General features: G+C 69.0%; 30 protein-coding genes. 14 read left to right on the top strand and 16 right to left on the bottom strand.

All coding sequences use genetic code 11. The features are described 5' to 3' along the window. Window positions 1-40: 40 nt before the first annotated feature. The 3 genes from ACFWQC_RS09785 to ACFWQC_RS09775 form a co-directional block, all read right to left on the bottom strand. Window positions 41-1,042 carry an anion permease gene (locus ACFWQC_RS09785; protein ID WP_378676476.1) on the bottom strand — a complete coding sequence of 334 codons (1,002 nt, stop codon included), beginning with the start codon at window positions 1,040-1,042 and terminating at the stop codon, window positions 41-43. Window positions 1,043-1,046: 4 nt separating this feature from the next. Then, window positions 1,047-1,664: a DUF47 domain-containing protein gene (locus ACFWQC_RS09780; protein ID WP_378676473.1), complete on the bottom strand. Its 618-nt coding sequence runs from the start codon at window positions 1,662-1,664 to the stop codon at window positions 1,047-1,049. Between the two features lie 81 nt (window positions 1,665-1,745). Then, window positions 1,746-3,941, bottom strand: coding sequence for an RNA degradosome polyphosphate kinase (locus ACFWQC_RS09775; protein ID WP_378676470.1), 2,196 nt, complete (start codon window positions 3,939-3,941; stop codon window positions 1,746-1,748). A 105-nt stretch (window positions 3,942-4,046) separates the two neighbouring features. Here ACFWQC_RS09775 and ACFWQC_RS09770 point away from each other — a divergent pair, with 105 nt between their 5' ends. Then, entirely contained in the window at window positions 4,047-5,081 is a 1,035-nt protein-coding gene (locus ACFWQC_RS09770; RefSeq protein ID WP_378676467.1) for an alpha/beta hydrolase, read from the top strand. A 15-nt stretch (window positions 5,082-5,096) separates the two neighbouring features. Here the strand turns inward: ACFWQC_RS09770 and ACFWQC_RS09765 are convergent, their stop codons facing one another. Both ACFWQC_RS09765 and ACFWQC_RS09760 read right to left on the bottom strand, forming a co-directional pair. After that, window positions 5,097-7,721, bottom strand: a complete 2,625-nt coding sequence (locus ACFWQC_RS09765) for a hypothetical protein (RefSeq protein WP_378676465.1) — start codon at window positions 7,719-7,721, stop codon at window positions 5,097-5,099. 103 nt (window positions 7,722-7,824) lie between these two features. Further along, window positions 7,825-8,184 (bottom strand): DsrE family protein, encoded by a 360-nt coding sequence (locus ACFWQC_RS09760; RefSeq protein WP_378676463.1) that lies wholly within the window; start codon window positions 8,182-8,184, stop codon window positions 7,825-7,827. Between the two features lie 60 nt (window positions 8,185-8,244). Here ACFWQC_RS09760 and ACFWQC_RS09755 point away from each other — a divergent pair, with 60 nt between their 5' ends. The 4 genes from ACFWQC_RS09755 to ACFWQC_RS09740 all read left to right on the top strand — a co-directional run bounded on the left by ACFWQC_RS09755 (window position 8,245) and on the right by ACFWQC_RS09740 (window position 10,754). Beyond that, complete coding sequence (locus tag ACFWQC_RS09755) at window positions 8,245-8,745, top strand: FABP family protein (RefSeq protein WP_378676461.1); 501 nt, start codon at window positions 8,245-8,247, stop codon at window positions 8,743-8,745. A 5-nt stretch (window positions 8,746-8,750) separates the two neighbouring features. Continuing rightward, window positions 8,751-9,185, top strand: a complete 435-nt coding sequence (locus tag ACFWQC_RS09750) for a Fur family transcriptional regulator (RefSeq protein ID WP_378676458.1) — start codon at window positions 8,751-8,753, stop codon at window positions 9,183-9,185. Then, complete coding sequence (locus ACFWQC_RS09745; protein ID WP_378676455.1) at window positions 9,182-10,135, top strand: YgfZ/GcvT domain-containing protein; 954 nt, start codon at window positions 9,182-9,184, stop codon at window positions 10,133-10,135. Before ACFWQC_RS09750 ends, ACFWQC_RS09745 begins: the two co-directional genes overlap by 4 nt. A 91-nt stretch (window positions 10,136-10,226) precedes the next feature. Continuing rightward, complete coding sequence (locus tag ACFWQC_RS09740; protein ID WP_378676452.1) at window positions 10,227-10,754, top strand: hypothetical protein; 528 nt, start codon at window positions 10,227-10,229, stop codon at window positions 10,752-10,754. Here ACFWQC_RS09740 and ACFWQC_RS09735 read toward each other — a convergent pair. Genes ACFWQC_RS09735 through ACFWQC_RS09725 form a run of 3 tightly spaced genes read right to left on the bottom strand, consistent with a single transcriptional unit; the run spans window position 10,679 to window position 13,287 of the window. Then, window positions 10,679-11,671 carry an ADP-ribosylglycohydrolase family protein gene (locus tag ACFWQC_RS09735; RefSeq protein WP_378676450.1) on the bottom strand — a complete coding sequence of 331 codons (993 nt, stop codon included), beginning with the start codon at window positions 11,669-11,671 and terminating at the stop codon, window positions 10,679-10,681. The genes ACFWQC_RS09740 and ACFWQC_RS09735 overlap by 76 nt on opposite strands. An 11-nt stretch (window positions 11,672-11,682) precedes the next feature. Continuing rightward, window positions 11,683-12,531, bottom strand: coding sequence for a mycothiol synthase (gene mshD / locus ACFWQC_RS09730; RefSeq protein WP_378676448.1), 849 nt, complete (start codon window positions 12,529-12,531; stop codon window positions 11,683-11,685). Window positions 12,532-12,540: 9 nt separating this feature from the next. After that, entirely contained in the window at window positions 12,541-13,287 is a 747-nt protein-coding gene (locus ACFWQC_RS09725; RefSeq protein WP_378676445.1) for a response regulator transcription factor, read from the bottom strand. A 122-nt stretch (window positions 13,288-13,409) separates the two neighbouring features. Here ACFWQC_RS09725 and ACFWQC_RS09720 point away from each other — a divergent pair, with 122 nt between their 5' ends. Then, the gene (locus ACFWQC_RS09720) at window positions 13,410-13,679 is read left to right on the top strand and encodes a MoaD/ThiS family protein (protein WP_160026766.1); all 270 of its coding nucleotides are present in this window, start codon (window positions 13,410-13,412) and stop codon (window positions 13,677-13,679) included. Between the two features lie 150 nt (window positions 13,680-13,829). Here ACFWQC_RS09720 and ACFWQC_RS09715 read toward each other — a convergent pair whose 3' ends face one another. Next, on the bottom strand, window positions 13,830-14,264 hold the full coding sequence (locus ACFWQC_RS09715; protein WP_378676441.1) for an Hsp20/alpha crystallin family protein: 435 nt from the start codon (window positions 14,262-14,264) through the stop codon (window positions 13,830-13,832). A gap of 95 nt (window positions 14,265-14,359) precedes the next feature. Here ACFWQC_RS09715 and ACFWQC_RS09710 point away from each other — a divergent pair, with 95 nt between their 5' ends. The 5 genes from ACFWQC_RS09710 to ACFWQC_RS09690 all read left to right on the top strand — a co-directional run bounded on the left by ACFWQC_RS09710 (window position 14,360) and on the right by ACFWQC_RS09690 (window position 17,047). After that, window positions 14,360-14,650 carry a MerR family transcriptional regulator gene (locus ACFWQC_RS09710; protein WP_378676438.1) on the top strand — a complete coding sequence of 97 codons (291 nt, stop codon included), beginning with the start codon at window positions 14,360-14,362 and terminating at the stop codon, window positions 14,648-14,650. Between the two features lie 29 nt (window positions 14,651-14,679). Next, entirely contained in the window at window positions 14,680-15,141 is a 462-nt protein-coding gene (locus ACFWQC_RS09705; RefSeq protein ID WP_378676435.1) for a thioredoxin family protein, read from the top strand. Window positions 15,142-15,382: 241 nt separating this feature from the next. Then, on the top strand, window positions 15,383-15,844 hold the full coding sequence (locus ACFWQC_RS09700) for a DUF4395 domain-containing protein (protein WP_378676433.1): 462 nt from the start codon (window positions 15,383-15,385) through the stop codon (window positions 15,842-15,844). Between the two features lie 52 nt (window positions 15,845-15,896). Further along, window positions 15,897-16,745, top strand: a complete 849-nt coding sequence (locus tag ACFWQC_RS09695; RefSeq protein WP_378676430.1) for a sulfurtransferase — start codon at window positions 15,897-15,899, stop codon at window positions 16,743-16,745. Window positions 16,746-16,747: 2 nt separating this feature from the next. Further along, the gene (locus ACFWQC_RS09690; RefSeq protein WP_357334369.1) at window positions 16,748-17,047 is read left to right on the top strand and encodes a DUF1416 domain-containing protein; all 300 of its coding nucleotides are present in this window, start codon (window positions 16,748-16,750) and stop codon (window positions 17,045-17,047) included. 74 nt (window positions 17,048-17,121) lie between these two features. Here the strand turns inward: ACFWQC_RS09690 and ACFWQC_RS09685 are convergent, their stop codons facing one another. Both ACFWQC_RS09685 and ACFWQC_RS09680 read right to left on the bottom strand, forming a co-directional pair. Beyond that, window positions 17,122-17,712 carry a hypothetical protein gene (locus ACFWQC_RS09685; RefSeq protein ID WP_378676425.1) on the bottom strand — a complete coding sequence of 197 codons (591 nt, stop codon included), beginning with the start codon at window positions 17,710-17,712 and terminating at the stop codon, window positions 17,122-17,124. 29 nt (window positions 17,713-17,741) lie between these two features. Then, entirely contained in the window at window positions 17,742-18,260 is a 519-nt protein-coding gene (locus ACFWQC_RS09680; RefSeq protein ID WP_378676422.1) for an RNA polymerase sigma factor, read from the bottom strand. Between the two features lie 158 nt (window positions 18,261-18,418). Here ACFWQC_RS09680 and ACFWQC_RS09675 point away from each other — a divergent pair, with 158 nt between their 5' ends. Genes ACFWQC_RS09675 through ACFWQC_RS09665 form a run of 3 tightly spaced genes read left to right on the top strand, consistent with a single transcriptional unit; the run spans window position 18,419 to window position 20,148 of the window. After that, complete coding sequence (locus tag ACFWQC_RS09675; RefSeq protein ID WP_378676420.1) at window positions 18,419-18,730, top strand: hypothetical protein; 312 nt, start codon at window positions 18,419-18,421, stop codon at window positions 18,728-18,730. Then, window positions 18,714-19,268, top strand: a complete 555-nt coding sequence (locus ACFWQC_RS09670; protein WP_378676417.1) for a hypothetical protein — start codon at window positions 18,714-18,716, stop codon at window positions 19,266-19,268. Before ACFWQC_RS09675 ends, ACFWQC_RS09670 begins: the two co-directional genes overlap by 17 nt. A gap of 55 nt (window positions 19,269-19,323) precedes the next feature. After that, window positions 19,324-20,148 (top strand): 3-keto-5-aminohexanoate cleavage protein, encoded by an 825-nt coding sequence (locus ACFWQC_RS09665; protein ID WP_355229437.1) that lies wholly within the window; start codon window positions 19,324-19,326, stop codon window positions 20,146-20,148. 101 nt (window positions 20,149-20,249) lie between these two features. Here the strand turns inward: ACFWQC_RS09665 and cysC are convergent, their stop codons facing one another. From cysC to ACFWQC_RS09640, 5 genes are all read right to left on the bottom strand, one after another. Then, window positions 20,250-21,452 (bottom strand): adenylyl-sulfate kinase, encoded by a 1,203-nt coding sequence (gene cysC, locus ACFWQC_RS09660; RefSeq protein WP_378676414.1) that lies wholly within the window; start codon window positions 21,450-21,452, stop codon window positions 20,250-20,252. 226 nt (window positions 21,453-21,678) lie between these two features. Continuing rightward, entirely contained in the window at window positions 21,679-22,929 is a 1,251-nt protein-coding gene (locus ACFWQC_RS09655) for a GTP-binding protein (protein WP_355021524.1), read from the bottom strand. Then, the gene (cysD, locus tag ACFWQC_RS09650) at window positions 22,929-23,843 is read right to left on the bottom strand and encodes a sulfate adenylyltransferase subunit CysD (RefSeq protein ID WP_378676410.1); all 915 of its coding nucleotides are present in this window, start codon (window positions 23,841-23,843) and stop codon (window positions 22,929-22,931) included. The genes ACFWQC_RS09655 and cysD overlap by 1 nt, the downstream gene beginning before the upstream one ends. 168 nt (window positions 23,844-24,011) lie before the next feature. Further along, window positions 24,012-24,863 (bottom strand): HipA N-terminal domain-containing protein, encoded by an 852-nt coding sequence (locus tag ACFWQC_RS09645; RefSeq protein WP_378676407.1) that lies wholly within the window; start codon window positions 24,861-24,863, stop codon window positions 24,012-24,014. Next, window positions 24,863-25,150 (bottom strand): helix-turn-helix transcriptional regulator, encoded by a 288-nt coding sequence (locus tag ACFWQC_RS09640; RefSeq protein WP_378676404.1) that lies wholly within the window; start codon window positions 25,148-25,150, stop codon window positions 24,863-24,865. Before ACFWQC_RS09640 ends, ACFWQC_RS09645 begins: the two co-directional genes overlap by 1 nt. Between the last annotated feature and the right edge of the window lie 16 nt (window positions 25,151-25,166).

Genomic DNA, 25,166 nt, shown 5'->3' with positions numbered 1-25,166 from the left:
AGCGAGAGGGGTCGGATGCGCCGACTCGGCGTGTTGTCGTCTACGGCAACTGGAAGACGAAGTGGCAGAGCAGGTAGACGAGCGCTGCCACGGTGCCGGCCGCCGGGAAGGTGAAGATCCAGGCGGCGACGATGGACTTCGCGACGCCCCAGCGGACCGCGGAGAACCGCTTGGTCGCGCCGACACCCATGATCGACGACGTGATCGTGTGGGTGGTCGAGATCGGAGCCTCCCAGACGTACGCCGTGGTGTAGAGCACCGAGGCGGCGACCGACTCGGCGGCGAAGCCCCGCGAGGGATCCAGGTGGATGATGCGACGGCCGAGGGTGCGCATGATGCGCCAGCCGCCGGACATGGTGCCGAGGGAGATCGCGGTCGCGGCCGCGGCGATCACCCAGAACGGCAGGTCGTCGTCGGCCGAGAGGAAGCCACCGGTGACCAGGGCCAGGAAGATGACGCCCATCGTCTTCTGGGCGTCCTGCAGGCCGTGACCGAGGGCCATCGCGGCGGCCGAGATCGTCTGGGCGATGCGGAAGCCCTTCTGTGCCTTGTGCTGGTTGGCGCGGCGGAAGATCCACATGATCGCGAGCATCACGCCGAACCCGAGTCCGAAGGCGACCACGGGCGAGATGAACATCGGGATGACGACCTTCTCCAGCACCGTCATCCAGTTGACGAACGCGCCGGCGGCGATCGCCGAACCGGCCAGACCACCGATGAGCGCGTGCGACGAGGACGAGGGAAGACCGAAGTACCAGGTGATCAGGTTCCAGGCGATCGCGCCGAGCAGGCCGGCCATGACCACGGTCAGACCATGCGCCCCTGATGGTGGCGTGATCGTGTCGGAGACGGTGTGGGCGACCTTCTGGCCCAGGAACGCGCCGACGAAGTTCATCACCGCCGCGAGCAGGAGGGCGATGCGCGGCGTGAGCGCGCGCGTGGAGACGGAGGTCGCGATGGCGTTGGCGGCGTCGTGGAAGCCGTTGGTGTAGTCGAAGACGAGGGCGACGACGACCACCGCGATGACGATGGCAAGTTCCACGGTGTCAGGATTCCTTGACGGCGATCTGCTCGACGGTGTTCGCAACCTTCTCGAAGCCGTCGATCGCGTCCTCGAGGGACTCGACGATGTCCTTCAGCTTGAGGACCTCCATCGCGTCGTACTCACCGGAGAAGAGCTTGGCGAGGATGCGACGGTGATTCTTGTCGCCCTGGTTCTCGAGACGGTTGATCTCGATCCAGTACTCGGAGAGCTCCTTCATCGAGCGCAGCTTGGGCATCGCCGCCGCGGTCAGCTCGGCGCAGCGCTGGAGCACGGTGACCTGGTCGGAGAGCTCCGGGGGCAGGATGTTGACGCCGTAGACGAAGATCTGGTCGACAACCTCGTCCATCGAGTCCATCACGTCGTCGAGACCGGAGCCGAGGGCGTAGATGTCCTCGCGGTCAAAGGGCGTGACGAAGGTCGAGTTGACCTTCTTGACGATCTCGTGGGTCGACTCGTCAGCTGCGTGCTCCGCGTCGCGCATCCGTCGCGCGACGTCCTCGCGATCGGCTGTGTCGCTGAGCATCTCGGCTAGCAGCGAGACACCACGGACGAGGTGGTTGGCGGACTCGGTGAACAGGTCGTAGAACGACGTGTCGACCGGGCGGATTCGGAAACGCACGGGGGGCTCCTGGCTGGATGAGGCAGACCTGCGGGCTCATGTTAGGCGAGTCCGCTTGACACGACGAAAGCCAGGGCGTGTCTAGCCTGCCGCGGCGCGCCTGCGCTGGCGCTGTCGAGTGATCAACATCGCCTGGAGATGGTTGGCAGCGTGGTTTCGGGTCCAGGTGCCGTCCGGCCCGAGGAGCCAGGCATCCGTGGTCGGTTCGAATGCCAGGTCGAACAGTGCGCCGACCTCGGCCACGAGCTCGGGGGTGGGGAGACGTACGAGGGCCTCGACCCGTCGGTCGAGGTTGCGGTGCATCATGTCGGCCGAGCCGATCCAGGCGCTCGGTCCGTCCCCGTCGTCGGCGTTGCCGTTCTCGAACCAGAAGATCCGCGAGTGCTCCAGGAACCGGCCAAGGATCGAGCGCACCTCGATGGTCTCGCTGAGCCCCTCCACGCCCGGACGGAGCGCGCAGATGCCGCGCACCAGCAGCTGCACGGGCACGCCCGCCTGGGAGGCCAGGTAGAGGGCGTCGATGATGGCCTCGTCGACCACCGAGTTGGCCTTGAGCCGGATCCTCGCCGGCCGCCCGGCCAGGTGGTGGGCGATCTCGGCGTGGATCTGCTCGATCAGACCGTTGCGTACGTTTCCGGGGGCGACCAGAAGCTGCTCGTACGTCGCCTCCCGGCTCCAGCCGGACAGGTTGTTGAACAGGTGGGCGACGTCCTCGCCGATCCCCTCGTTGGTGGTGATCAGCCCCATGTCCTCGTAGAGCCTGGAGGTCTTCGGGTTGTAGTTGCCGGTGCCGATGTGGGTGTAACGACGGATGGTGCCGTCGGGCTCCTCGCGGACCACCATCGCCAGCTTGCAGTGGGTCTTCAGGCCGACCAGGCCGTAGACCACGTGGCAGCCGGCCTGCTCGAGCTTGCGCGCCCAGCGGATGTTGGCCACCTCGTCGAAGCGCGCCTTGATCTCGACCAGCACCAGCACCTGCTTGCCGGCCTCGGCGGCGTCGATCAGGGCGTCGATGATGGGGGAGTCGCCAGAGGTCCGGTAGAGGGTCTGCTTGATCGCCAGCACTCGCGGGTCAGCCGCGGCCTGCTCGATGAAGCGCTGCACGCTGGTCGCGAACGAGTCGTAGGGATGGTGGAGGAGTACGTCACCACGACGGGCCGCCTTGAAGACGTCGACCGGTGCGGCGCTCTCGACCGGCGCGAGCGCCGGGTGGGTGCTCGGCACGAACGCTGGATACTTCAGCTGCTCGCGGTCGATGTCGGCGATGCCGTGCAGCCCGCGCAGGTCGAGCGGGCCGGGCAGCCGGAAGACCTCCTTGTCGGAGATGCCGAGCTCGGAGACCAGCAGGTCGAGGGTCGAGTCGGTCATCGACTCCTGCACCTCGAGGCGTACGGGAGGGCCGAAGCGCCGCCGCAGCAGCTCCTTCTCCAGCGCGGTGAGGAGGTTCTCGGTGTCGTCCTCCTCGACCTCGAGATCCTCGTTGCGGGTGACCCGGAAGGTGTGCACCTCGAGGATCTCCATGCCCGGGAAGAGCTTGGAGAGGCGCTCGCTCATGACCTCCTCCAGCGGGACGAAGCGGTCGTTGCCCAGCGGCACGAAGCGGCTGAAGATCGGCGGCACCTTCACCCGGGCGAAGTGCTTCTTCTTGGTCTTGGGGTCCCTGAGCCGGACGGCGAGGTTGAGCGAGAGGCCGGAGATGTAGGGGAAGGGGTGGGCCGGGTCCACCGCGAGCGGCGTCAGCACCGGGTAGACCCGCTCCTTGAACAGCTTCTTGCAGGCCTTGACCTCCTCGGGGGTCAGGTCCTCCCAGTGCAGCAGCTGGATGCCCTCCTCGAGCAGCGCCGGCTTGATCTTGCCGCGGAACACCTCGGCGTGCCGCTCGGAGAGCTCGCGGGTCGTACGCCAGATCACCTCGAGGACCTCGCGCGGCATCAGGCCGGAAGCGGCCTTGACCGCCACCCCCGCCGCGATCCGCCGCTTCAGGCCGGCCACCCGGACCATGAAGAACTCGTCCAGGTTTGAGGTGAAGATCGCCAGGAAACGTACGCGCTCCAGCAGCGGCAGCGTCTCGTCCTCCGCCAGTTCCAGCACCCGCTCGTTGAACCGCAGCCAGGACAGCTCCCGGTCGAGGAACCTGTCCTCGTACTTCTCGACCTCGGCCAGCGCCTCGTGGTCCGGGATGTATTCGGGCTCGACGTCGAACGGCTGGTCGGGAACCGCGGTCAGGCTCACGGTGTCCTCGGCCGAGCGGGTGGGGGCCTGCGGGTCGAGACTCATGGGACCAGTCTTCCATTCGGGTGCCGGTTTGAAACCGTCGATTCCACCGTACGTCTCATGAACTACCTGTTACACGATGTCCCTACTAGCGGGTAGTTTATGGGCATGTCGATTCTTGCGCTGATTGATCCGCTGGTGACCCCGATCAAGGGCCTGGCGTTCGCGGGGGCGTTGAACCTGCCGGCGGTGGTTCAGCGGCGGCTCGTGGGCAAGCCGGTGACGTACGACGGGCAGACGCTCGCGGTGGACACGCAGATCATGCTCGCGCTGATGAAGGTGTCAGGGGAGCCGGACCCGTCGACGCTGCCGATCCCGAAGGGGCGGGTGGCGCTGCTGCGTCAGTCGCAGCTCGGCGGCGGTCGTCAGGAGATCGGGTCGGTGCGCGAGCTCTGGGCCGCTGGACTGAAGGCGCGGCTCTACGTCCCGGAGGGCGCCTCGGGCAACGCGCCGCTGCTGGTCTTCCTGCACGGCGGCGGCTTCATCTTCGGTGACCTCGATTCCCACGACGCGCCCTGCCGGCTGCTGGCCAGCGAGTCGGGTGTCAAGGTGCTCTCGATCGACTACCGGCTGGCGCCGGAGTCACCGTTCCCAGCGGCGTACGACGACTCCGTCGCGGCGTTCCGGTGGGCGGTCGAGCATGCGGCCGAGCTCGGTGCGGACCCGGCCCGGATCGGTGTCGGCGGTGACTCCGCCGGCGGCAACCTGGCAGCGGGGGTCGCGCTCGCCGTCGGTGAGGACTGCGCGTTCCAGCTGCTCATCTACCCGGTGACGCAGTCGGAGGCGAACACCCGCAGCCGCGAGGATCTCAGCGAGGGCTTCTACCTGACCGCCGACTTCATCGCCGCGGCCACCAACAACTACCTGCCCGAGACCATCGATCGCCGCGACCCGCGCCATGCTCCGCTGTACGCGGAGATCCCGGCGAGCGGGATCGCGCCGGCGTACGTCGCGACCGCGGGTTTCGACCCGCTGCGCGATGAGGGCGAGGCGTACGCCGCCAAGCTCGACGAGGCCGGGGTCAAGGTCGTGCACCGGCGCTTCGCCGACCAGATCCATGGGTTCCTGAACGTGGTCGGCGCCGGGCGTACCTCACGCGCTGCCGTGCTGGAGATCGCGCAGGTCCTGAAGGAGAACCTGTAACGACCTGAGCGGCACTCAGCCGGCCATGTCGGGGCGCCAGCGGAGCACTTCCCGCTGGAACGCCTCGGGGTCGACCATCGACTTGTCGACCTTGACCGCACCCGCCTCGTCGGTGTTGAACTCGACGACCCACTCGTCGGCAGCCGGCTCACCCTTGATGGTGATGTCGGTGTGGGTGTCGTAGAGGTCGTAGGTGTGGGTCTGCTCGTCCTTGCGTACGTCGAGCACACCCTCCTCGGTGACCGTGACGGTGCTCTCGGTCATGAGCGAGCCGTCCTCGGGCCTGAAGGTGCGGACGGTGAGCCTCTTGGGGCCGACCGGCTCGCCCTCCGACTCGCCGGCAGGCGTGGCGGCCTCGGGGGCGGCAGTGCCGGCACCGGGGATCTTGGCGCCGGGGAACTTGCCGGACTCGGCGAGCTTGACCGCTGCCAGCCAGCCGCTCGAGCGCTGGGGGAGGGAGTCGCTCGGGGTGTCTGGCAGGTCTGCCGGCTCCGCGGGCGAGTCCTGCTTCTTGCCGGCCTGCTTCTTGCCGGTCTGCCGCTCGGGCAGCGTCACGGGCGCGGTCGGAGGACCGGCCGGCGGCGCTGCCGGTGAGTCGACCGGTGCCGGAGCGGTGGTCTCGACAGGCTCGACCAACGCAGTGCGCTCGACGGGTGCGAGGGGCTCGACCAGGAGTGCCTCGTCGGGAGCGTCCGGGATGGGGAACTGCGCCTCGGGCGGCGACGGGGTAGCGGCGAGGGTGAGCTCGAGGGCCTGCATCGCACGCTTGTTGGTGCTGCCGCCCTTGACCGCGAGCATGACGGCCTCGCGCAGGTCGGCGAGCTGCTTGGCGAGCTGGGCGCTACGGCGCTCGGCGATCTGCCGGTCCACGATGGCCTGCTCGACCAGCTGGGTGTTGTGCAGGATCGAAGCCTCGACGGCCTGACGGTCGATCGCCTTCTGGCCGGCGACCTCCTCGGCCTCGGCCCGAAGGCGCACGGCGTCGGCGGCCTGCTGCTGGACGTCGGCGAGACGGTTCATCATCTCCGTCATCCGGCGCTCGGCCTCTTCGCGCTCGTGGGCCTGTCCGGTGATGAGCTCGGTCATCGACTCGTGGGCGGTACGCAGCGCGGACTCCGCCGCGCGACGACCCTCGTTGGCCTCGGTAGCGGCCCGCTCGGCGGCGCGGCGGCCCTCCAGGGCCTGCACCGCGAGATCGGCGTGCTCGGAGGCGCGCTGGTCGGCCGCCATCCGGGCGAGGTTGGCGGACTCGGCCGCCTGCTCGGCCTGGGAGGCGAGCTCGGTGAGCTGCCGGTAGCGCTCCTCGTTCTCGTTGGCCTCGTGCGCGGCGGCAGCGGCGAACTCGGCGTACTGCTTCGCGCTCTTCTCGGCCTCGAGACGGGCGTCGTTGGCGGCGTCGGCGGCCTTGAAGGCGCGCAGCGCGGCCTCCTCCGCCTCGGTGCGCGCGGCAAGCGCCTCGGCTGCGACGGCGTACTGGTCGGCCGCGGTGGCCTCGGCCGCGGCCCGGGTCATCGCGTGGTCCTCGGCGTTGGCGTCGGCGGACTTGCGCTCCTCGAAGGCCTCCTTCGCCGCTTCCTCGGCCTCGGCGCGGGCGGTCGCCGCTTCCTCGGCAGCGGCATAGGCGGCCTCGGCCGCAGCCTCGGCCTCCTTGCGGGCCTGCTCGGCAAGCTCGGCCTGGGTCGCCATCGCGACCGCGGACTCCTCGGCCGTGATGCGTGCGGCGGCGGCCTTCTCGGCCTCGGTCGCCCGGTCGTTGGCAGCCTGCTCGGCGGCCTGGCGTGCGGTGAACGCGGCGAGCGCCTCGTCGGCCCGGCCGGCTGCGGCCGCGTCGGCCTCCTCGCGCATCCGCGCGAGCTCCTCGGAACGGGTGTCGGCCGCGGCGCGAGCGGTGTAGGCGGCCTCGGCGGCGGCCTCCGCCTCGCTGCGTGCGTCGTAGGCGGCGCGGGCCTCGTCGGCGGCCTTGCGGGCGGCCTTCTCGGCTGCGGCCAGCGCGTCGCGAAGCTCGTCCATCTCTTCGAGACGGTCCTCGGCGGCTGCCTCCGCGACGCTGCGCGCGGCGTAGGCGGCCTGGGCCAGCTCGGCGTGCTCGGCTGCCTTCGTGTGGGCCTCAGCGGCGGAAGCGGCCGCGGCGGCGGCCTCCTCGGCCCTGGCTCGGGCGGACTCCTCGGCCTCGGTGCGTGCGCTGGCCTGCTCGTCGGCGACACGGGCTGCCTCGAGCAGTCGGCTCTCGGCCGCCTCCAGCTCCTTGCCCCTCGCGACCGCGGCCTCCTCGGCCTCGGCGCGCTCCTTGGCCCGGGTGTCGGCGAGCTTCTCGGCCTCGACCCTGGCGAGGGCGTACTTCTCGGCTGCCTTCTCCGCGACCTCACGCGCCTGGTGGGCGTCGGCGGCCAGCTGGGCGTGCAGCTTCGCGGTCTCGTCGGCCTTCCCGCGGGCGGTGGCGTGCTCCGCGGCAGCTTCCTCGGCAACCAGCCGCTCGGCCGCCTGCTCGGCGGCCGCCTGCTCGGCTGCGATGCGAAGTGACTCGGCTGCGGCAGCGGCGCGGGCCAACTCCGCAGCACGCGCCGTCAGGTCCTCGTCGTCACCCGGCTGGGCGGCCGAATCCCGGCTCCACCACTTGCCACTGGGGGTCTGCGTGCTCACGAGGGTGAATGCTAACGGCGAAGTAGGTGGTGTGTGGAGTCTCCGAGAGGATTAACACGCCTGCTACCTGGAACTACATTGTTGTAGTTCTGGTAGTGGGGTCTCAGTAGACGAGCGCCTGCACGCCTTCGCGCAGGATCTCCTCGGCGAACACGACCGCGCCCTTGATGACGACGCCGTCGATGAGGTCGTCCTCGGAAAGTTCGCGACGTGAGGCGCACTGGCTGCACACGGTCACCTGCCCGGCCTCGATGACCAGCCCGATCAGCTCCTGCAGCGGCGCCGAGTTCTCCAGCGTGAACTCCTCCGCGCGCCCGGGCACCGCGAACCATGTCGCCTCACCGGTGAGCCAGAGGGACACCTTCGCGCCGGCGGTCGCGGCCGCAGAGGCGACCGTGAAGGCCTGGTTCGTACGCTCGGGCGCCTCGGCACCCACGGTCACCTTCACCACGAGTTCTTGCATGCCGAGCACACTAGCGCTTGCGTTTCGGGTCGTAGCCGACGTACGGCCTAAACTCGGGGTGTGGCTTTCGAACTTCCGGAGAACCTTCACCCCGATGCCGGTCCCTGTGCGTGGATGCTCGGCACCTGGCAGGGCAACGGACACGGTGACTATCCGACGATCGACAAGTTCGAGTTCGGGCAGGAGCTGATCTTCACCCACGACGGGCGACCGTTCTTCCACTACTTCGCGCGCTCGTGGATCATCGACCCCGAGACCGGCGAGAAGGTGCGCGACGCGGCGCTGGAGACCGGCTTCGTGCGCTTCCGCCCCGAGGGCGAGGTCGAGTGGGTGATGACGCACAACACCGGCATCGTCGAGGTCTGGTACGGCAAGGCCGAGGGTGGCAAGCTCGACCTCACCACCGACGCGGTCGCCCGCACCGAGACGGCGAAGGAGTACACCGCTGGCAAGCGCCTCTACGGCAACGTCGAGGGCGACCTTCTCTACGCCTTCGACATGGCCGCGATGGGCCAGGCGCTGCAGCCGCACCTGTGGGCGCGGCTCAAGCGAGCCAAGTAGTAGCGATGACCGAGGCGGCCGAGGACTGGCGCGAAGCCCTTCGGGCGAAGGGCTATCGACTCACGCCCCAGCGCGAGCTGGTCCTCGGCGCCATCGAGCGGCTGCGGCACGCCACCCCCGAGGAGGTGCTCGCGGTCGTACGCGAGTCGTCCTCGGCGATCAACCTGTCCACCGTCTATCGCAACCTCGAGGTGCTCGAGGAGCTGGGACTGGTGCGCCACGCCCACCTGGGCGAGCGGGCCTCGACCTACCACTCGGTCTCCGGCCGGCCGCATTTTCATGCGGTTTGCAGGAAGTGTCAGAAGGTCACCAGTGTTGACCCCTCAGTGGCCGACGGAATCAGCGAGCGGCTGCGTGAGGAGTACGCCTTCGAGGTAGATGTCGCTCATCTGACCGTCTTCGGGGCGTGCGTCGACTGTTCTTCCGAGGAGCCATCATGACCAGTCCGTTGTTGTCCCTGCCCGGTGCCGTCGCCGGCGATGGTGCCGACGCACCCGTCGCCGCGCACTACGGATCGTTCAACGTGGAGCAGCGGACGTTGGCCTCCGGTGAGGGATTCGTCGACCTCTCCCACCGTGACGTCCTACGGATCGCCGGTCCCGACCGGCTGACCTGGCTGCACTCGCTGACCTCGCAGGCCTTCGAGGGACTGGCTCCCGGGGTCTGGACCTCGTCCCTCATCCTGTCGCCGCAGGGTCATGTCGAGCACTTCTTCTCCGGCGTCGACGACGGCTCCTCCTTCCTGGCGTGGACCGAGCCGGGGGCCGGCGAGGCTCTGGTCGCCTACCTGGAGCGGATGAAGTTCTGGTCCGACGTGACCGTGGCGGCAGAGCCGTCGCAGGCCTCCGTCTGGCGTCCCGAGCAGGGCTACTCGTTCGTCCCGCGCGAGTCTTTGGAGACGTACGCCGCTGCCGCGGGCCCCGCCTGCGGGTTCTGGGCGTTCGAGGCCCTTCGGATCGAGCGCGGTGAGCCGCGGTTCGGCGTGGACACCGATGCGCGCACGATCCCCAACGAGGTCGGCTGGGTGCCCGGTTCGGAAGAGACCGTCGGCCCGGAGTACGCGGTCCATCTCGACAAGGGCTGCTACCGCGGCCAGGAGACGGTCGCCCGGGTCCACACGCTCGGCCGTCCGCCGCGTCGCCTCGTGCTGCTCCACCTCGACGGCTCCGAGAACCGGCTGCCGACCGCGGGTTCGGAGCTGGTCTTCGGTGAGAAGACGGTCGGCTTCGTCGGCTCGTCGGCTCGCCACCACGAGCTCGGCCCGATCGCGTTGGGGCTGGTCAAGCGCAACGTACCTGTGGACGCGCAGCTCGTCGTGGACGGGATGCCGGTTGCTCAGGAGGTCCTCGTCGACCCCGAGATCGGCCTCCACATCCGCCCGCTGCGGTAAGGCTGATGCCCGGCAGCCGGTCTGGTGGACTGCCGGGTCAATCAGCGATGAAACCCACATGGGGCATCGGAGGATCTGGAATGCTCCGGTCATGTCTGAGACTGAGTTCAGCGGCGTCATGGATCCCGGGGCGTCGCCGAATCGCTCGGGAGATCCAGGGCGGGGCCTTCGTGCGGTGGCTGCGCTACCGCTCGCGATGGCATGGGGCGCTCTCATACGCGGCCTGTACTTCCTGACGCCGACGAGCGACCCGATGCTGGATCTGGAGGCTGGTCACGGGTTCGCGGTCACCGTGGACGTCTACCTTCCGTCGATGCTCCTCGGGTGTCTGGTGCTCGTCGGGATTCCGCTGATGTTCCTCAATGGCGTCGGGACCGTCATGGGCATCATCTCCGCCGTCGGTACGGGCTTGTTCGCGGTCTGGGTCGCTCGATCGGATCAACTGCTGAACTACCTGCCCGGGCTGGGCACGGCGCTCCTGATCACCGGAGCTCTCAGCGCGCTGGCGTTGATGCTGGTTCTCGGCGCGGTCGGACTGAACGCTCAGGAACCAGCGAACCCGGCGGCAACGGCATCGAGGGCGAGAGTGGTGAGGACGTCACCGCGGATGCCGGGGTAGCCGTGGCTGAGGGCGCGCCACTCGGCCGGGATGGCGGAGGCGCCCCACCGGGCGCCGAGGAGCCCGCCGGCGATGGCGGCGACCGTGTCGGTGTCGTTGCCGATCCGGATGGCGGTGTTGAGCGCGTCGACGTAGTGGCTCGACGGGTCGGCCTCGGGCACGGGGGTCTGGGCGATCGAGGACCAGGCGGCCTGCAGCGCGGTGACGACCCAGCCGTTGGGGTTGAAGGTCGCCGGCGGCTCGGTCTCGGCCTCGTCGAGCCTCTCGGTCCAGAAGGTGGCCTCGGCGGGGGAGAGGAGGGAGAGGCCGGAGCGTACGTCGAGCTCGCCGTGCATCACCGCGTGCTCGATCGCCAGGGACCACAGGACGCATCCGGACCGGGCGTGCTCGTCCCAGTGGGTCAGGGCGCTCACCGAGGCGGCTGCCTCGGCGAGCGCCGGACGGTCGCCGAGATAGCGGAGCGGGACCGGAGCGGTACGCATCAGGGAGCCGTTGCCTCCCGTGCGACCGGTCATCTCATGCAGCTTCTCCGAGACGTGCCGCAGCTGCGCGGCGGTCGGCGCGGGACCGGCGGTGTTGAGCACCCGGGCGGTCTGGTTGCCGATGTCCTTCGGCTCCGACTCCGCCCACGTCCGGAAGTTGCGGGCGACCGCGGTCAGCCCCTCCTCGGTACGCAGGTCGAGACCGCCCGCGGTGACGTCGAGGATGCACCACGCCATCGTCGTGTCGTCGGTCCACTCCCCGGGCGCGAACGGGCCGAGCCCGCCGCCGAGCATCTGCGCCTTCTCGTCCGCGCCGAGCCGAGGGCGGTCGAACTCGTAGTGAGCCCCGAGCGCATCCGCCACGGCGGTTCCGACGATGGCCCCGACGGCCCGGTCACTCTGAGACTTGGTGAGATGGGAATCGGTCAGCTTCACGCGACCGAAGACTAGCCGCGGGTGTACTGGACGTGCGTGTCCGCCGCCGCACGGGTGAAACCGAGGCCTTCGTAGAGGCGTACGGCGGGGGTGTTGTCGCCCTCGACATAGAGATGGATGTTCGTAACCCCACCCTCTCTGGCAGTTGTGGTCCCGCCGCCGGAGGCGGCCAAATAGCGCAGCCCGAGGAGGGTGACCAGCTTGCCGAGGCCGCGGCCCTGCGCGGCGGGATCGACACCGACGACGTAGACCTCGCCCTCGGTCTCGCTGTGGCGCTTGGTCCAGTGGAACGCCAGGAGCTTCTCGCCCTCCCACGCGGTGACCAGCCCCGACGGGTCGAACCACGGCTCCGACATCCGCTCCCGCAGACCGGCCTCGTCCAGCGATCCCTGCTCGGGGTGGTGCGCGAAGGCGGCGGCGTTGACCCGGATCAGCTCGGCCTCGTCGCCGGGCTCGAAGCCGCGTACGACGATGCCGTCCGGGGTCTCCGGAGCCGGCGGCAGGCCGGCGACCGGGCGCCGCATCACCCACAGCTCACGGGTGCGCTCCCAACCCTGTGTCGCGGCCAGCCGGGCGGCCGCCGGGTTGTCCCCATGGGACCAGGCCGTGGTCCCGGGCGCCGGCGACGGCGCCCGGAGCAGCAGATGACGACCTAGGCCGACACCGCGATGCTGGGTCAGCACCACCAGCGACAGCTCGGTGCCGATCATCAGCCCGAAGCCGCGTACGTCCCCCCAGATCGTGGCGTCCTCCGGACGGTTGCGCAGCGTCAGGAGGGTCGCCTCATCGAGCGGCGCCACGCCGTCGTACGCCTCGGTCGCCTTCGCGATGGCCAGGACCTGGTCGACGGTGAGTGCCATAGGAGCAGCCTAGGCGCCGGCCCCCAGACGAGGAGACGGGGTCAGCCGGGCGCCGTCGGCGGCGGCCTCGTTGTTCTTCGACGGCAGCACGAAGCGGTAGCCGACGTTGCGGACGGTGCCGATGAGGGTCTCGTTCTCAGGGCCGAGCTTGGCGCGCAGGCGACGTACGTGGACGTCGACGGTGCGGGTGCCCCCGAAGTAGTCATAGCCCCACACCTCCTGCAGCAGCTGCTGGCGGGAGAAGACGCGGCCCGGGTGCTGGGCGAGGAACTTCAGGAGCTCGAACTCCTTGAAGGTCAGGTCGAGCGGGCGGCCGCCGATCTTGGCGGTGTAGGTGGCGTCGTCGACGACGACCTCGCCGGAGCGGATGACGTGGGCCTCGGGGTCGGAGGCCTCGCGGGCCGCCGAGATGCGGCCGATCGCGAGCTTGATCCGGGCCTCGAGCTCGGCCGGACCGCAGGTGTGCAGCACGACGTCGTCCATGCCCCAGTCGTGGGCGACGACGGCGAGGCCACCCTCGGTGGCGATCAGCAGAACGGGGATGTCGGTGCCGGTCGTGCGGATCAGGCGGCACAGGTCACGGGCCTGGGCGAGGTCCTGCCGGCCGTCTACGAGCAGCAGGTCGGAGTCGGGCGCCTCGAGAAGCGCGCTACCTTCAGCAGGAAGGATCTTCACCTGATGGCCGAGGAGCGAGAGCCCGGGCAGGACATCTGTCGAAGGCTGGAGCGAACTGGTCAACAACAGAAGCGAGCTCATGGGGGGTGCCTCTCGGTCAGAGAAAGAGGAGCACCGAAACGCAACATTGAGCCTCGGTGAGGTGATCGTTGCACCATATTAACGAAACCTGACGGTGACATAGGAAGGATGTCCACGAGAAAGTGACGAATGTTATAGAGGTCCGCTACTGGGCCGCGGCCAAGTCGGCGGCCGGGACTCCGTCCGACCGATTCGAGGTCGACGGCCCGCTGACGCTGGCAGAAGTCGTACGCCGCGCCGCGGAGCTGCACGCCGACACCCGCCTCCCCGAGGTCCTGAAGGTCTGCTCGGCACTCATCGGCGACCGCCCGGCGGGTACGGGCGACCCCGGCGGGATCGAGGTCCCACCGGGGTCGACGGTCGAGTTCCTTCCGCCGTTCGCCGGCGGCTAGGTCGCAGAGGGTTGGGGAGCCCGCACCCGGAGACTCGCCTGCGTAAGGGCCTGCCGGGGCGGGCACGTGTGTCAGCGCGGCCGCCTTCGGCGGCGGGTCTTCGTCGCTCGGCGCAAGTACACGAGCAAGCTCGGCACTTGACCTCGCTCCTCAGCCCTCGATCGCGGCAGGCTCCGACTGGGGGCTCGTGGCGACCTGGATCTTGCGCGGCTTGGCCTTCTCGGCGACCGGCACGACCAGGCGCAGCACGCCGGCGTCGTACGCAGCCTCGATGCGGTCGAGGTCGAGGTTGTCACCGAGAACGAGCTGGCGGCTGAAGCTGCCGCGGACGCGCTCGTTGGCAAGCATCTGCCAGTCGCCGTTCTTGGCGACCCGCTCGGCCTTGACGGTGAGTACGTTGCGCTCGACGTCCAGGTCGATCGTGTCCGGGCTGACGCCGGGAAGGTCGAACTCGATGACGAACCGGTCGCCCTCGCGCCAGGCATCCATGGGCATCACGGCCGGACGGTTGGTGGTGCCGCCGCCCAGGAGCTGCTGGGTGATGCGGTCGAACTCGCGGAACGGATCGGTGCTTCGGATCAGCATGGGATTCCCTCCTGACGGAATCTATATCAGCGGTTACACCTTTCATATATCCCAGCAGTTAGATGATTTCAAGTCCTCGTGTCAGAATTGATCGCGTGACGGAGCGAACCAGGGCTGTCTACGCCATCTCGGTGGCCGCGGAGATGGCCGAGATGCAGATCCAGAACCTCCGCGTCTACGAGCGCCGGGGCCTGGTCGACCCTGCGCGCACCGCGGGCGGCACCCGGCTCTACTCCGTCGCCGACATCGAGCGGCTCGTCCGCATCCGGGACCTGCTCGCCGACGGTCTCAACCTTGCCGGCATCGCCTGTGTGCTGGCCCTGGAGGAGGACGTACGCCGCCTGAAAGTGGTCAACGAGAGGCTTCGGCACGCCGCGGGGGAATGACTCGGGCAGCTTGCCGGTTCAATAGTCACATGAGCACCGGATCTTGGATCGCCGTCATCGCGATAGCCGTCGCCCTGGCATTCGGGCTGTTCCGGCTGCTCACCGACGGCCGCTTCCGAGGCACTAAGGAGCTCCACGTGGCCCACGAGGAACACGCGCCCGAGTCGCACGCGTGGGATGCGGTCACCGACGCGCTGGGCGAGGCCGAGCTTGGTGAGCGTGCGACGCTCGTGCAGTTCTCCAGCGCCTTCTGCGCGCCCTGCCGGGCGACCCGGAGGATCCTGGGCGAGGTCGCCGATATCGTTCCGGGTGTCGTTCACATCGAGGTCGACGCCGAGCACCACCTCGACCTGGTCCGCCGTCTCGACGTCCTGCGGACTCCTACCACGCTGGTGCTGGACGGTGCCGGCAACGAGGTCGCCCGGGCCTCCGGTGCGCCGCGCAAGGAGCAAGTGCTGAGCGCGATCCCGGCCTATGATCTCGAATCGTGACACGTCGGTCCGCATTATGAGACATGCGTTTCGTGCCCGTCGAGCATCGCGCTACTGTCATCGCATGTTCTCGACCATGCTGACCAAGCGCCGCGCAGTGGATCACTGCCGCGTGCGCTCGGCGCTGTGTCGTTCCTGCCGCTGATTCCCTGAGATTGTCGACCGAGTCGACCCTGGGGATCGCTTTCGCCTGTCAGGCTCGTCCTGACGACCTTTCCTCCACTCTCGCAGGAGCACACCCATGTCCGAGACCTCAGGCCAGACGGCGACACAGACCGGAATCGACCCTCGTGGCCCGCAGTTCGCTGCGGCGCTGACCGTTGTCGTACTCCTCCTGGCTCTGCTGCTCCCGCAGCCATGGGCTCTGGTGGTGACGGTCATCCAGACCGTGCTCTTCGCGATCGGGGCGGGTCTCGGCGTTCAGCGGACCCCACACGCCTGGCTCTTCAAGAAGTTCGTACGTCCCCGCCTCGGCGCCCCGGACGAGCTCGAGGACCCGGCACCGCCCCGGTTCGCCCAGGGCGTAGGCCTCGCCTTCGTGCTGGTCGCGCTCGTCGGCTTCCTGGTCGGCGCCACGGTCGTGGCGCAGATCGCCCTCGGCCTCGCGCTGGTCGCGGCCGTGCTCAACGCCGTCTTCAAGTTCTGCCTCGGCTGCGAGCTCTACCTGCTGATCAGGCGACTGGCTCCCACCCCGTCGGCCTGACCCCCTGAACGCAAGACTGAACCATTTTTTATGGCAAACGAAAGGTACCTAGATGACCCGCGAGAACTCCCTCGTCTCCGCCCAGTGGGTGGAGGAGCACCTCGATGACCCGAAGGTGGTGCTGATCGAGGTCGACGAAGACACCACCGCCTACGACAAGGGCCACATCAAGGGCGCGATCAAGCTCGACTGGACCACCGACCTGCAGGACCAGGTGCGCCGCGACTTCGTCAGCAAGGACCAGTTCTCCGCACTGCTCTCCGAGCGGGGCGTCTCCAACGACGACACTGTGGTGCTCTATGGCGGCAACAACAACTGGTTCGCCGCGTACGCCTTCTGGTACTTCAAGCTCTACGGCCACCAGGACGTCAAGCTGCTCGACGGCGGCCGCAAGAAGTGGGAGCTCGACTCCCGCGAGCTGACCGACGAGGCCGTCACCCGCGAGGCGGCGAGCTACACCGCCCAGGACCAGGACCTCTCGATCCGCGCCTTCCGCGACGAGACCGTCGAGGCCATCGGCGTCAAGAACCTGGTCGACGTGCGGTCGCCGGACGAGTATGCCGGTCGTCTGATGGCTCCGGCCCACCTGCCGCAGGAGCAGGCTCAGCGCGCCGGCCACGTGCCGACCTCGATCAACGTGCCGTGGAGCAAGGCGGCCAACGACGACGGCACCTTCAGGTCCGACGACGAGCTGCGTGAGATCTACGGCGAGGCCGGCCTCGACGACAGCAGGGACACCATCGCCCTGTGCCGTATCGGTGAGCGCTCCTCGCACACCTGGTTCGTGCTCAAGGAGCTCCTCGGCCACCAGAACGTGAAGAACTACGACGGCTCGTGGACCGAGTACGGCTCGCTCGTCGGGGTGCCCGTGGCGCTCGGCGACGAGCCCGGGGAGGTCTGAGCATGTGCGGAGCAACTGAGGGCGGGCTCTCGCTCGCCGGCGTCGATGTCGCCAAGGAAGCTGTCATCCAGGGTCAGGTGACCCGCGGTGGCGAGCCGGTCCACGGTGCCTACGTCCGGCTGCTCGACCGCAGCGGCGAGTTCACCGCCGAGGTACCCACCTCGGCCACCGGCCACTTCCGGTTCTTCGCCGGGGACGGCGAGTGGACCCTGCGTACGCTCGCGCCGAAGGCGGAGCCCGTGGACAAGAAGGTCCACGCCGCGGTCGGCAATGTCGCCGAGGTGACCATCCCGATCGGCTGATCGCTGGCCGATGCTTGTTGGCCCGTCCTGCTTCGGCAGGGCGGGCCAGCGGCGTTCACGGACCGGCCTGGTACTCAGTCCGGGGTCGACGAGCCCGGCGGAAGCCGCCGGTTGAGTGAGAAGAGTCGCCCCAGCACCGGCATGAGCACGATGTTGATCGCATGCAGGATGCCGATGATGAACAGGATCCCGGCGACCCGAGCGAGCGTGTCGCTGAGCTGGTCAGCCGTGATCGCCCCATCTGTGGTGGGCCACCAGTCGGCCGGCTCGAACCGAATCGTGAAGAGGATGTAGGCGGAGAAGATCAGGTAGTAGACGATGTCGGTCAGCACGATGTAGCTCTTGCCGGTCCGCGGATTGTCATGGAACACGTCGGCGGCGTACGCACGGCCGAATCGCTTGATCAGCGGCCCGAGCCACAGTGCGAGGCCGATGAGAATCGCGGTCGTCAGGATTTCGAGCGTCCACCAGGGCATGGTTTCCTCTCCGTTCAGTTCACGGATCTTGTTGGTGACGGCAACGGCGCCGACCGCCATGGCCACGGCGGCGACGAGCGCAACGATGCGGCGGCGTCGGCGCCTTCGCTCCCGGTCATCGGCGATGCCGCCGACCACCCGGGCGAAGAGATCGCCCGAGGGCTGCGGTGGGTTCTCCGGGTCACCCATCGCGTCGCGCAGAAGCTCGTCGAGCCGAGTCATCGGGCATCCTCCAGGGCCATGGCCAACGACTTCCGGCCGCGTCTCAGATGGGTCTTCACGGAGTTCTCCGACAGGCCGAGCGCGGCCGCGGTCGCGGCGATGCCGAGGTCGTAGTAGTAGTGCAACGTGAGGCACTCGCGCTGCCGCATGGGCAGCGCACGCAGTGCGGCGATCACCTCGGCCCGAGCGGCCCGGTCGCCGGCGACCTCCTCGGTCGACGGCTCGTCCGGTTGGGCGGGTGGTCGGTGACGGAACGACACGAACCCGCGACGGTTGTGGTCGCGAGCCAGGTTGATGACGGTCCGCCGAAGGTACGCCGTCGCCTTGCTCCGGTCCCGCAGCCGGTGGACATGCCTGGCCAGCCGGATGAAGGCCTCCTGGACGAGGTCCTCGGCCGCAGTCTTGTCGTCGACGTACCACCGCGCCATGTGCACCAGAGCCGCTCCCTCGCTCGCGAACAGCGCCCCGAGAAACCCGCTGTCGGCGCTCTCGCCGGCGACGATCTCTACGTTCATGGCACTCGTCCCCATCACTCTCGTTGACGAGTGAGACGGGATTGGGGGTGACAGCCCCGAGCAGGAAAAGAAACTCCTTCGGCCGGTCACCCTCCCTGGCCGGCACAGACGTCTTCGAAGCGATTCTACGAATTCATCACGTTCGAAGGAGGAGACCAATGTCCTACATGAATGACCCCCGCTTGGCTCAGTACCTGGCGGCGGAGCACCGCGACCGGGAGATCGCCGCCCTTCAGGCCCGACACCTCGTCCAGATCACCAGGCAGACTCGTCGACAGGCGAGGCTCGCCGAGCAGATCGCACGCCAGGCAGCTCTCTACGAGCAGAACCCGGGGCTGGCCGTGGAGTGGCTTCCGAAGCCCGCGCATCAGCACACCGACAGTGTCTTCGTCCTGGTGAGGCGGGTCACCGACTTCATCCGCAACCTGGCCGGACACGGCGGTAGGACTCCGGGTGTCCAGGCGCGGTGAGCTCGGCCGCTCCGTCCTCCTCTTCGTCGGGTTCGGGCTCGGCTGGGCGGTTGCTGCCCGCCTCTTCATGCGGTGCTTCACCGATGACCCCTCGTTCACCCTGCAGGGGACCGGCATGATCTCGGGCCTCGTACTGCTCGAGTTCATCGGGCTCGGGTTCGTCCGGGGTGCTCGGCTCTCAGGGCGTACGCGATGGTGGCGGCTCGCGCCGGTGCCTGGACTGCTGCTCTTCTTCGGGCCCGGGATGCTGCTCGTGCCGTTCGTCCTCACGGGCGTCGTCCTCGGGCGCTGTCGCAGACCCCTGGTTCGGGTGCTGGTGACGCTGGTCGGAGCATCCGCGTCAGTCGCCCCGATCGTCATCCTCTCGCGTGGAGCCACGGACAACCCGCCTGCTCCGACCCTCGCCGCCGGAATGGTCCTGTATGTCGGGTGCGGGCTGGCCCTCGTCGCCGCCACTCAGGAGTGGTCGCGCCCCTGGCGCCGGCCGCTTTCGACCGGCGACTCGTTGCTGCAACCGGTGTACGCCAGCGAGCCCTGAGCCCCGATGAAGGAAATCTTGCGGCTGAAGAAGGATATGACGATAGGTTGTCCTCATGTCTGGACTGCTTGTGACCGTGGCGCCAACCGGGGCGGAAACCGCGAAGGAAGACTGCCCGCAGCTGCCGACGACGCTGGAGGAGCTGGTGGCGACGGCCGTCGAGTGCGAGGAGGCGGGAGCGCGGATGATCCACGTCCACATCCGCGACGACGACCATGCGCCGACGCTCGATCTGGGACGGCTCACCGAGACCGTCGACGCGCTCCACGAGAAGACCGAGCTGATCGTGCAGCTCTCCACCGGTGGCTCGGTCCACGACCCGCTGGACAAGCGGCTGAAGGTGCTCGACGCCGGGCCGGACTCGTGCTCGCTGACGATGGGCACGACGAACTTCGGCGACGACGTCTTCTCCAATCCGTGGCCGTTCATCGCCGAGCTCTACCAGCTCACCCAGGAGCGCGGCGTGGTGCCGGAGTTCGAGCTCTTCGACCTGGGGCACGTCGCCGCGTTGCAGCGGCTGCTGGGGAAGTACGGGCTGCCCGCGGGCGGCAAGGTCCACGTCGACTTCGTCATGGGCGTGCCCGGTGGCATGCCCGGCACCTCGGCCGCGCTGGTCGCCGGCGTCGCCGCACTGCCGGACGAGGTGACCTCGTGGTCGGCGACCGGCATCGGCCGCTCGACCCTCCCGGTCATGCTCACCTCGCTGGCCATGGGCGGGCATCTGCGGGTCGGGATGGAGGACGTACTCACCCTCGCCAAGGGTGTCCCGGTCGACGCCAACCGCCAGCTCGTCGAGCGCGCCGTCGAGGCCGCGGCGGTCGCCCAGCGTGAGCCGATGAGCACGGACGAAGCCTGGGCCCTCCTCGGACTCAAGCGCTAGGCGCGCTCGCCCGAGTGCAGGATTCGCCGAGTCGGCGGTTCCGGCGGATGCTCGCCTGGCGGCTGTCCGGGCTGGTCTACCGCGACCGCTGAGGCGCGGGATCAGGAGAGGTCGAGGTAGCCGGCCTCGCGCAGGCCGGCGATGACATCCTCCAGAGCCTCGTCGATCGAGCGGCCGGTGGTGTCGACGCGTACGTCGGCGTCGGCCGGCTCCTCGTAGGGCGAGGAGATCCCGGTGAACTCCGGGATCTCGCCACGTCGGGCCTTGGCGTAGAGGCCCTTGCGGTCACGCCGCTCGCACTCCTCCAGCGGCGTGGCCACGTGCACCAGGAAGAAGGCGCCACCGGCGTCGTCGACGTAGCCGCGTACGTCCTGGCGGGTCGAGTCGAAGGGCGCGATGGGGGAGCAGACGGCGAGGCCGCCGTGGCGGGAGATCTCGGCGGCGACCCAGCCGATGCGGCGGATGTTGGTCTCCCGGTCCTCCTTGGAGAAGGTCAGCCCGGCGGAGAGGTTGCGGCGCACGACATCGCCGTCGAGCGAGGTGACCGTGCGCGCACCCTGCTCGAGGATCCGGTCCATCAGGGCGCGGGCGAGGGTGGACTTGCCGGAGCCGGAGAGGCCGGTGAAGAAGATGACCAGGCCCTGGTCCTCGGGCGCCGGCTGGTCGGAGGCGATGACCGCGGCGATGGCCTCGGTGTAGTCGGCCGACTCGGTCGAGGTGCCAGAGGCGAGCGCGTGGATAGGGTCACCCCCGGCGTACGCCTCCACGACGGCCACGCCGAGGGCGTGGTCGGCCTCGGGGTCGTCGTGCGACGCCAGCGGCACCGCGACGACGGCCGCGTCGGGCAGGTCCTCCGCGGCCAGCAACGACGCGCGCAGCAGCGCGACGCGGGAGAGCGCGGGTGTGCCGTGCCCGACCAGAGCGAGCAGCAGCACCGGCCCGAGGTCCGCGATCTCAGCGATCTCGGTGGTGGTGAGCGCGTCGGTGACCGGGACGACCGTCCGCCCGGCGTACGCCTTCCGGGTCTGCTCCGGGGTGAGGTAGAGCCTCCGGAACGGGCCGTAGGCGGGGGAGGCGAGCTCGGTCACCTCACCTTCCGGCCAGCTGACCCGGGCCAGCGGGAGGCCCTCGGGGTCGACGATCTCGACGGCGCCCGCCGCGACCGCGGACCCCTCGACCGCGGCCGGCAGTTGCAGGGTCAGGGCCGATCCGTCTGCGTTGACCGGCCCGGGAAGGGCTCCGGAGACGATCAGCTCGACGTCGTCGAGCTCACGGGAAGAGGGAGAGTACTGCGGCACAGGCACGCCCCGAACTCTAACGTCGCGCTCGGTGGCGGCCCGCACCACGCTCGTGGGTGGACTGGTCCGCTGAATGCCCGCCGAGGTAACTCGGCGAACGACCACTGCCTTCGTGGAACTCCCCGAGGGCAGTGACCGCTGACTGAGTTACCTCGGTCAGCATCCGGCCCGCCGCCAGACGCGAAGCGGCGGCTCCCGGGCAGGGAGCCGCCGCTTCGTACGAAACCGATGATCAGTCGTTGATCATGCCCGCGCCGACGGTGACGCCGGTCGCCTCGTCGATGAGGATGAAGGAGCCGGTGGTGCGGTTCTTCGAGTAGGGGTCGCACAGCAGCGGCTTGGTGGTGCGCAGCTGAACGCGGCCGATCTCGTTGAGGCCGAGCTCCTTGGTCTCCAGGTCGCGGTGGAGGCTGTTGACGTCCAGGCGGTACTGGATGTCCTTGACCAGCGCTCGCGCCGAGTTGGAGGTGTGCTTGATGGCCAGCTTCTGCCGCGGACGCAGCGGAGCGTTGGTCATCCAGCAGATCATCGCGTCGATGTCCTGGCTCGGCTCGGGGGCGTTCTTGACCCGCGAGATCATGTCGCCGCGGCTCACGTCGACGTCGTCCTCGAGCCGGACGGTCACCGACATCGGCGGGAACGCCTCGGGGATCTCCTTGTCGAACAGGTCGATCCCGGCGATCTTGCTGGTCATCCCGGAGGGAAGGACCATGACCTCGTCGCCCGGCTTGAGTACGCCACCGGCGACCTGGCCCGCGTAGCCGCGGTAGTCGTGGTGGTCGTCGGACTTCGGCCGGATGACGTACTGCACCGGAAGGCGCACGTCGACCAGGTCGCGGTCGGAGGCGACGTGGACGTGCTCGAGGTGGTGGATCAGCGTCGGGCCGGAGTACCAGTCCATGCTGGTGGAGCGGGTCACCACGTTGTCACCCTGGAGCGCCGAGATCGGGATGACCTCGAGGTCCGGGATGTTGAGCTTGGTCGCGAACGCGGTGAACTCGGCCGAGATCTTGTTGTAGACCTCCTGGGAGTAGTCCACGAGGTCCATCTTGTTGATGCACAGCACCAGGTGCGGCACGCGCAGCAAGGACAAGAGCACCGCGTGCCGGCGCGACTGCTCGGTCAGACCGTGACGAGCGTCGACGAGCACCAGGCCGAGGTCGGCGGTGGAGGCACCGGTGACCATGTTGCGCGTGTACTGCACGTGGCCCGGGGTGTCGGCGATGATGAACTTGCGGTTGGGCGTCGCGAAGTAGCGGTAGGCCACGTCGATGGTGATGCCCTGCTCACGCTCGGACCGCAGTCCGTCCGTGAGCAGCGACAGGTCGACGTAGCCGTGGCCCTTGTCCTGCGAGGTCTTCTCGACCGACTCGAGCTGGTCGGTGAAGATCGACTTCGAGTCGAACAGCAGCCGCCCGATGAGGGTGGACTTGCCGTCGTCGACCGAACCGGCGGTGGCGAACCGCAGAAGGTCCATGGCCATCAGAAGTAACCTTCCTTCTTGCGGTCCTCCATGGCAGCCTCGGAGAACCGGTCGTCACCGCGGGTCGCGCCTCGCTCGGTGACCCGGGCGGCGGCGACCTCCTCGATGATCTCGGGGATCGTGGATGCGGTCGACTCGACGCAGCCGGTCAGCGTCATGTCGCCGCAGGTGCGGTAGCGGACCGTACGCTCGGTGGCGACCTCGCCCTCACGCAGCGGGTTGAGCGGGGTCTCGGTCAGCAGCATGCCGTCGCGCTCGAAGACGCGACGCTGGTGGGCGAAGTAGACCTGCGGGATCTCGATGCCTTCGCGGCCGATGTAGTCCCAGATGTCGAGCTCGGTCCAGTTGGAGATCGGGAAGATCCGCATGTGCTCGCCCTCGTGCAGGCGGCCGTTGTAGAGCGACCAGAGCTCGGGGCGCTGCATCTTGGGGTCCCACTGGCCGAACTCGTCGCGGTGGGAGTAGACGCGCTCCTTGGCGCGGGCCTTCTCCTCGTCGCGGCGACCGCCACCGAAGGCGGCGGTGAAGCCGTTCTCCTCGATCGCGTTCAGCAGGGTGGGGGTCTGGAGCCGGTTGCGCGAGGTCTTGCCGTCGTCGACGACGATGCCGCGCGCGATGGCGTCATCGATGCTCGCGATCACCAGGCGTACGCCCAGACGGCTGACCCAGCGGTCACGGGTCTCGGCGACCTCGGGGAAGTCGAGGCCGTTGTCGATCTGGAGGACCGGGAACGGGATCTTGGCAGGGAAGAAGGCCTTCTCCGCAAGTCGCAGCATCACGATGCTGTCCTTGCCTCCCGAGAACATCAGGACAGGCTTCTCGAACTCGGCCGCGGCCTCGCGGAAGATGTGGATCGACTCGGCTTCCAGCTGGTCGAGCTGGCTGAGCCGGTAGTCGGCGTGTGTTGCAGTCATTACGGAACCAGAGGACCTCTCCGTCAGGTTGAGGCGCCCATGCTAGTGGCGGCTTCCACGGCACGGCGAAATGTCCCATCCCCGCGTGGGCAGGAATCCGAGTGTACGCAGGCGACGGGCCAGGTCCGGAAGCGCCACTCGCACGGTGAGATGGCCGGCGTGACGTGGTCAGCGCCGCGGTGCCACGGCGACCCGGTCCCCGGCCAGCAGGAAGGCGATCTTGTCGACGTCATCGCCCGGAGACGGCGTCAGGTCGAGGCTCCGGAACAGGTCGCGTACGCCGCCGGGGTCGATGTCCTCGCCCGGCCGAAGAGCCAGCGCCTGCCGGATCGTCCCGGCGTGGATGCGCCGGCCGCCGAGCCGGTCCCAGCGCTCCGCGACGAGCGCCGCCTGCGCGCCGAAGGTGACCAGCTCCGTGCGGGTGGCGGGGATCCCGCCGGAGCGGGCCCGGCCCAGGTCGGCGATCCTCGCGGAGGCCTCCTCGGGTGTCGTCGGCCGCAGGATGTGCGTCGAAGGATGCTCGTACGTCGGCCAGAACCACTTCCCCGAGGCCCGCCGCAGCGCGAACTTCCCCTGGTGACCGCCGAGGGAGAACCGGGGCCTGGCCCGCTGGTCGAGCCACGAGGTGGGCTGGTTGCGCAGCGCCGCGAGCCGGGTCGTGATCTCGGGCAGCGGCGCCTCGACGGGGTGCGGCGCCCGGCGCCAGGGCAGGTCCGGGTCGGCCGAGAGCGAGACCGCGCCGGGGAGATCGTCGCCGTAGGAGGCGAGCAGCGTCATCGGCTCGGTGTCGGGCAGCCCTCGCTCGCGCGCCCATCGGCGGCGTACGTCCTCGCGGGTGGGGAGCAGGTTGTCCAGCCAGGCGCGCGCGGCTCCCGGGACCAGCGCCGGGCCGGTGCGGGGGAGGGAGAGGGAGATCGGTGTCGGGCCGGCGGTCTCTGCGTAGGTGAAGTCGACCCGGTCGCCGACCTGACGGAAGGTGCCCATCCGGCGGCGGCCGGCGAAGGCGTACAGCTCTCGCATCAGGTGGCGCTCAGGCAGTGGGCCAGGACGGCGTCGAGGTCGACGTCCTCCAGGGGTGGGGCGATCGGGGAGAGCTGCGTGGGGGCGAGGTAGACGTCGAGGACCTCCAGCAGCGCGAGGGCCTTGCCGAGCTCGGCGCGCGGGTGGCCGGACTCGACGTCGACCACGAACCGCCGGCCCACCCCGGCCCGGTGGGCCAGGTCGCTCTGGGTGAGGCCGGCACGGCGCCGGGCGGAGCGCACGGCCGACCCGAAGGCGGCCGGTGAGGTCAGGTACGGCGACGGCACGATGAACACTTTACCT

The organism is Nocardioides sp. NPDC058538, from assembly GCF_042719275.1.
Lineage (GTDB): Bacteria > Actinomycetota > Actinomycetes > Propionibacteriales > Nocardioidaceae > Nocardioides.
This window is presented reverse-complemented; position numbering and strand designations above follow the sequence as displayed.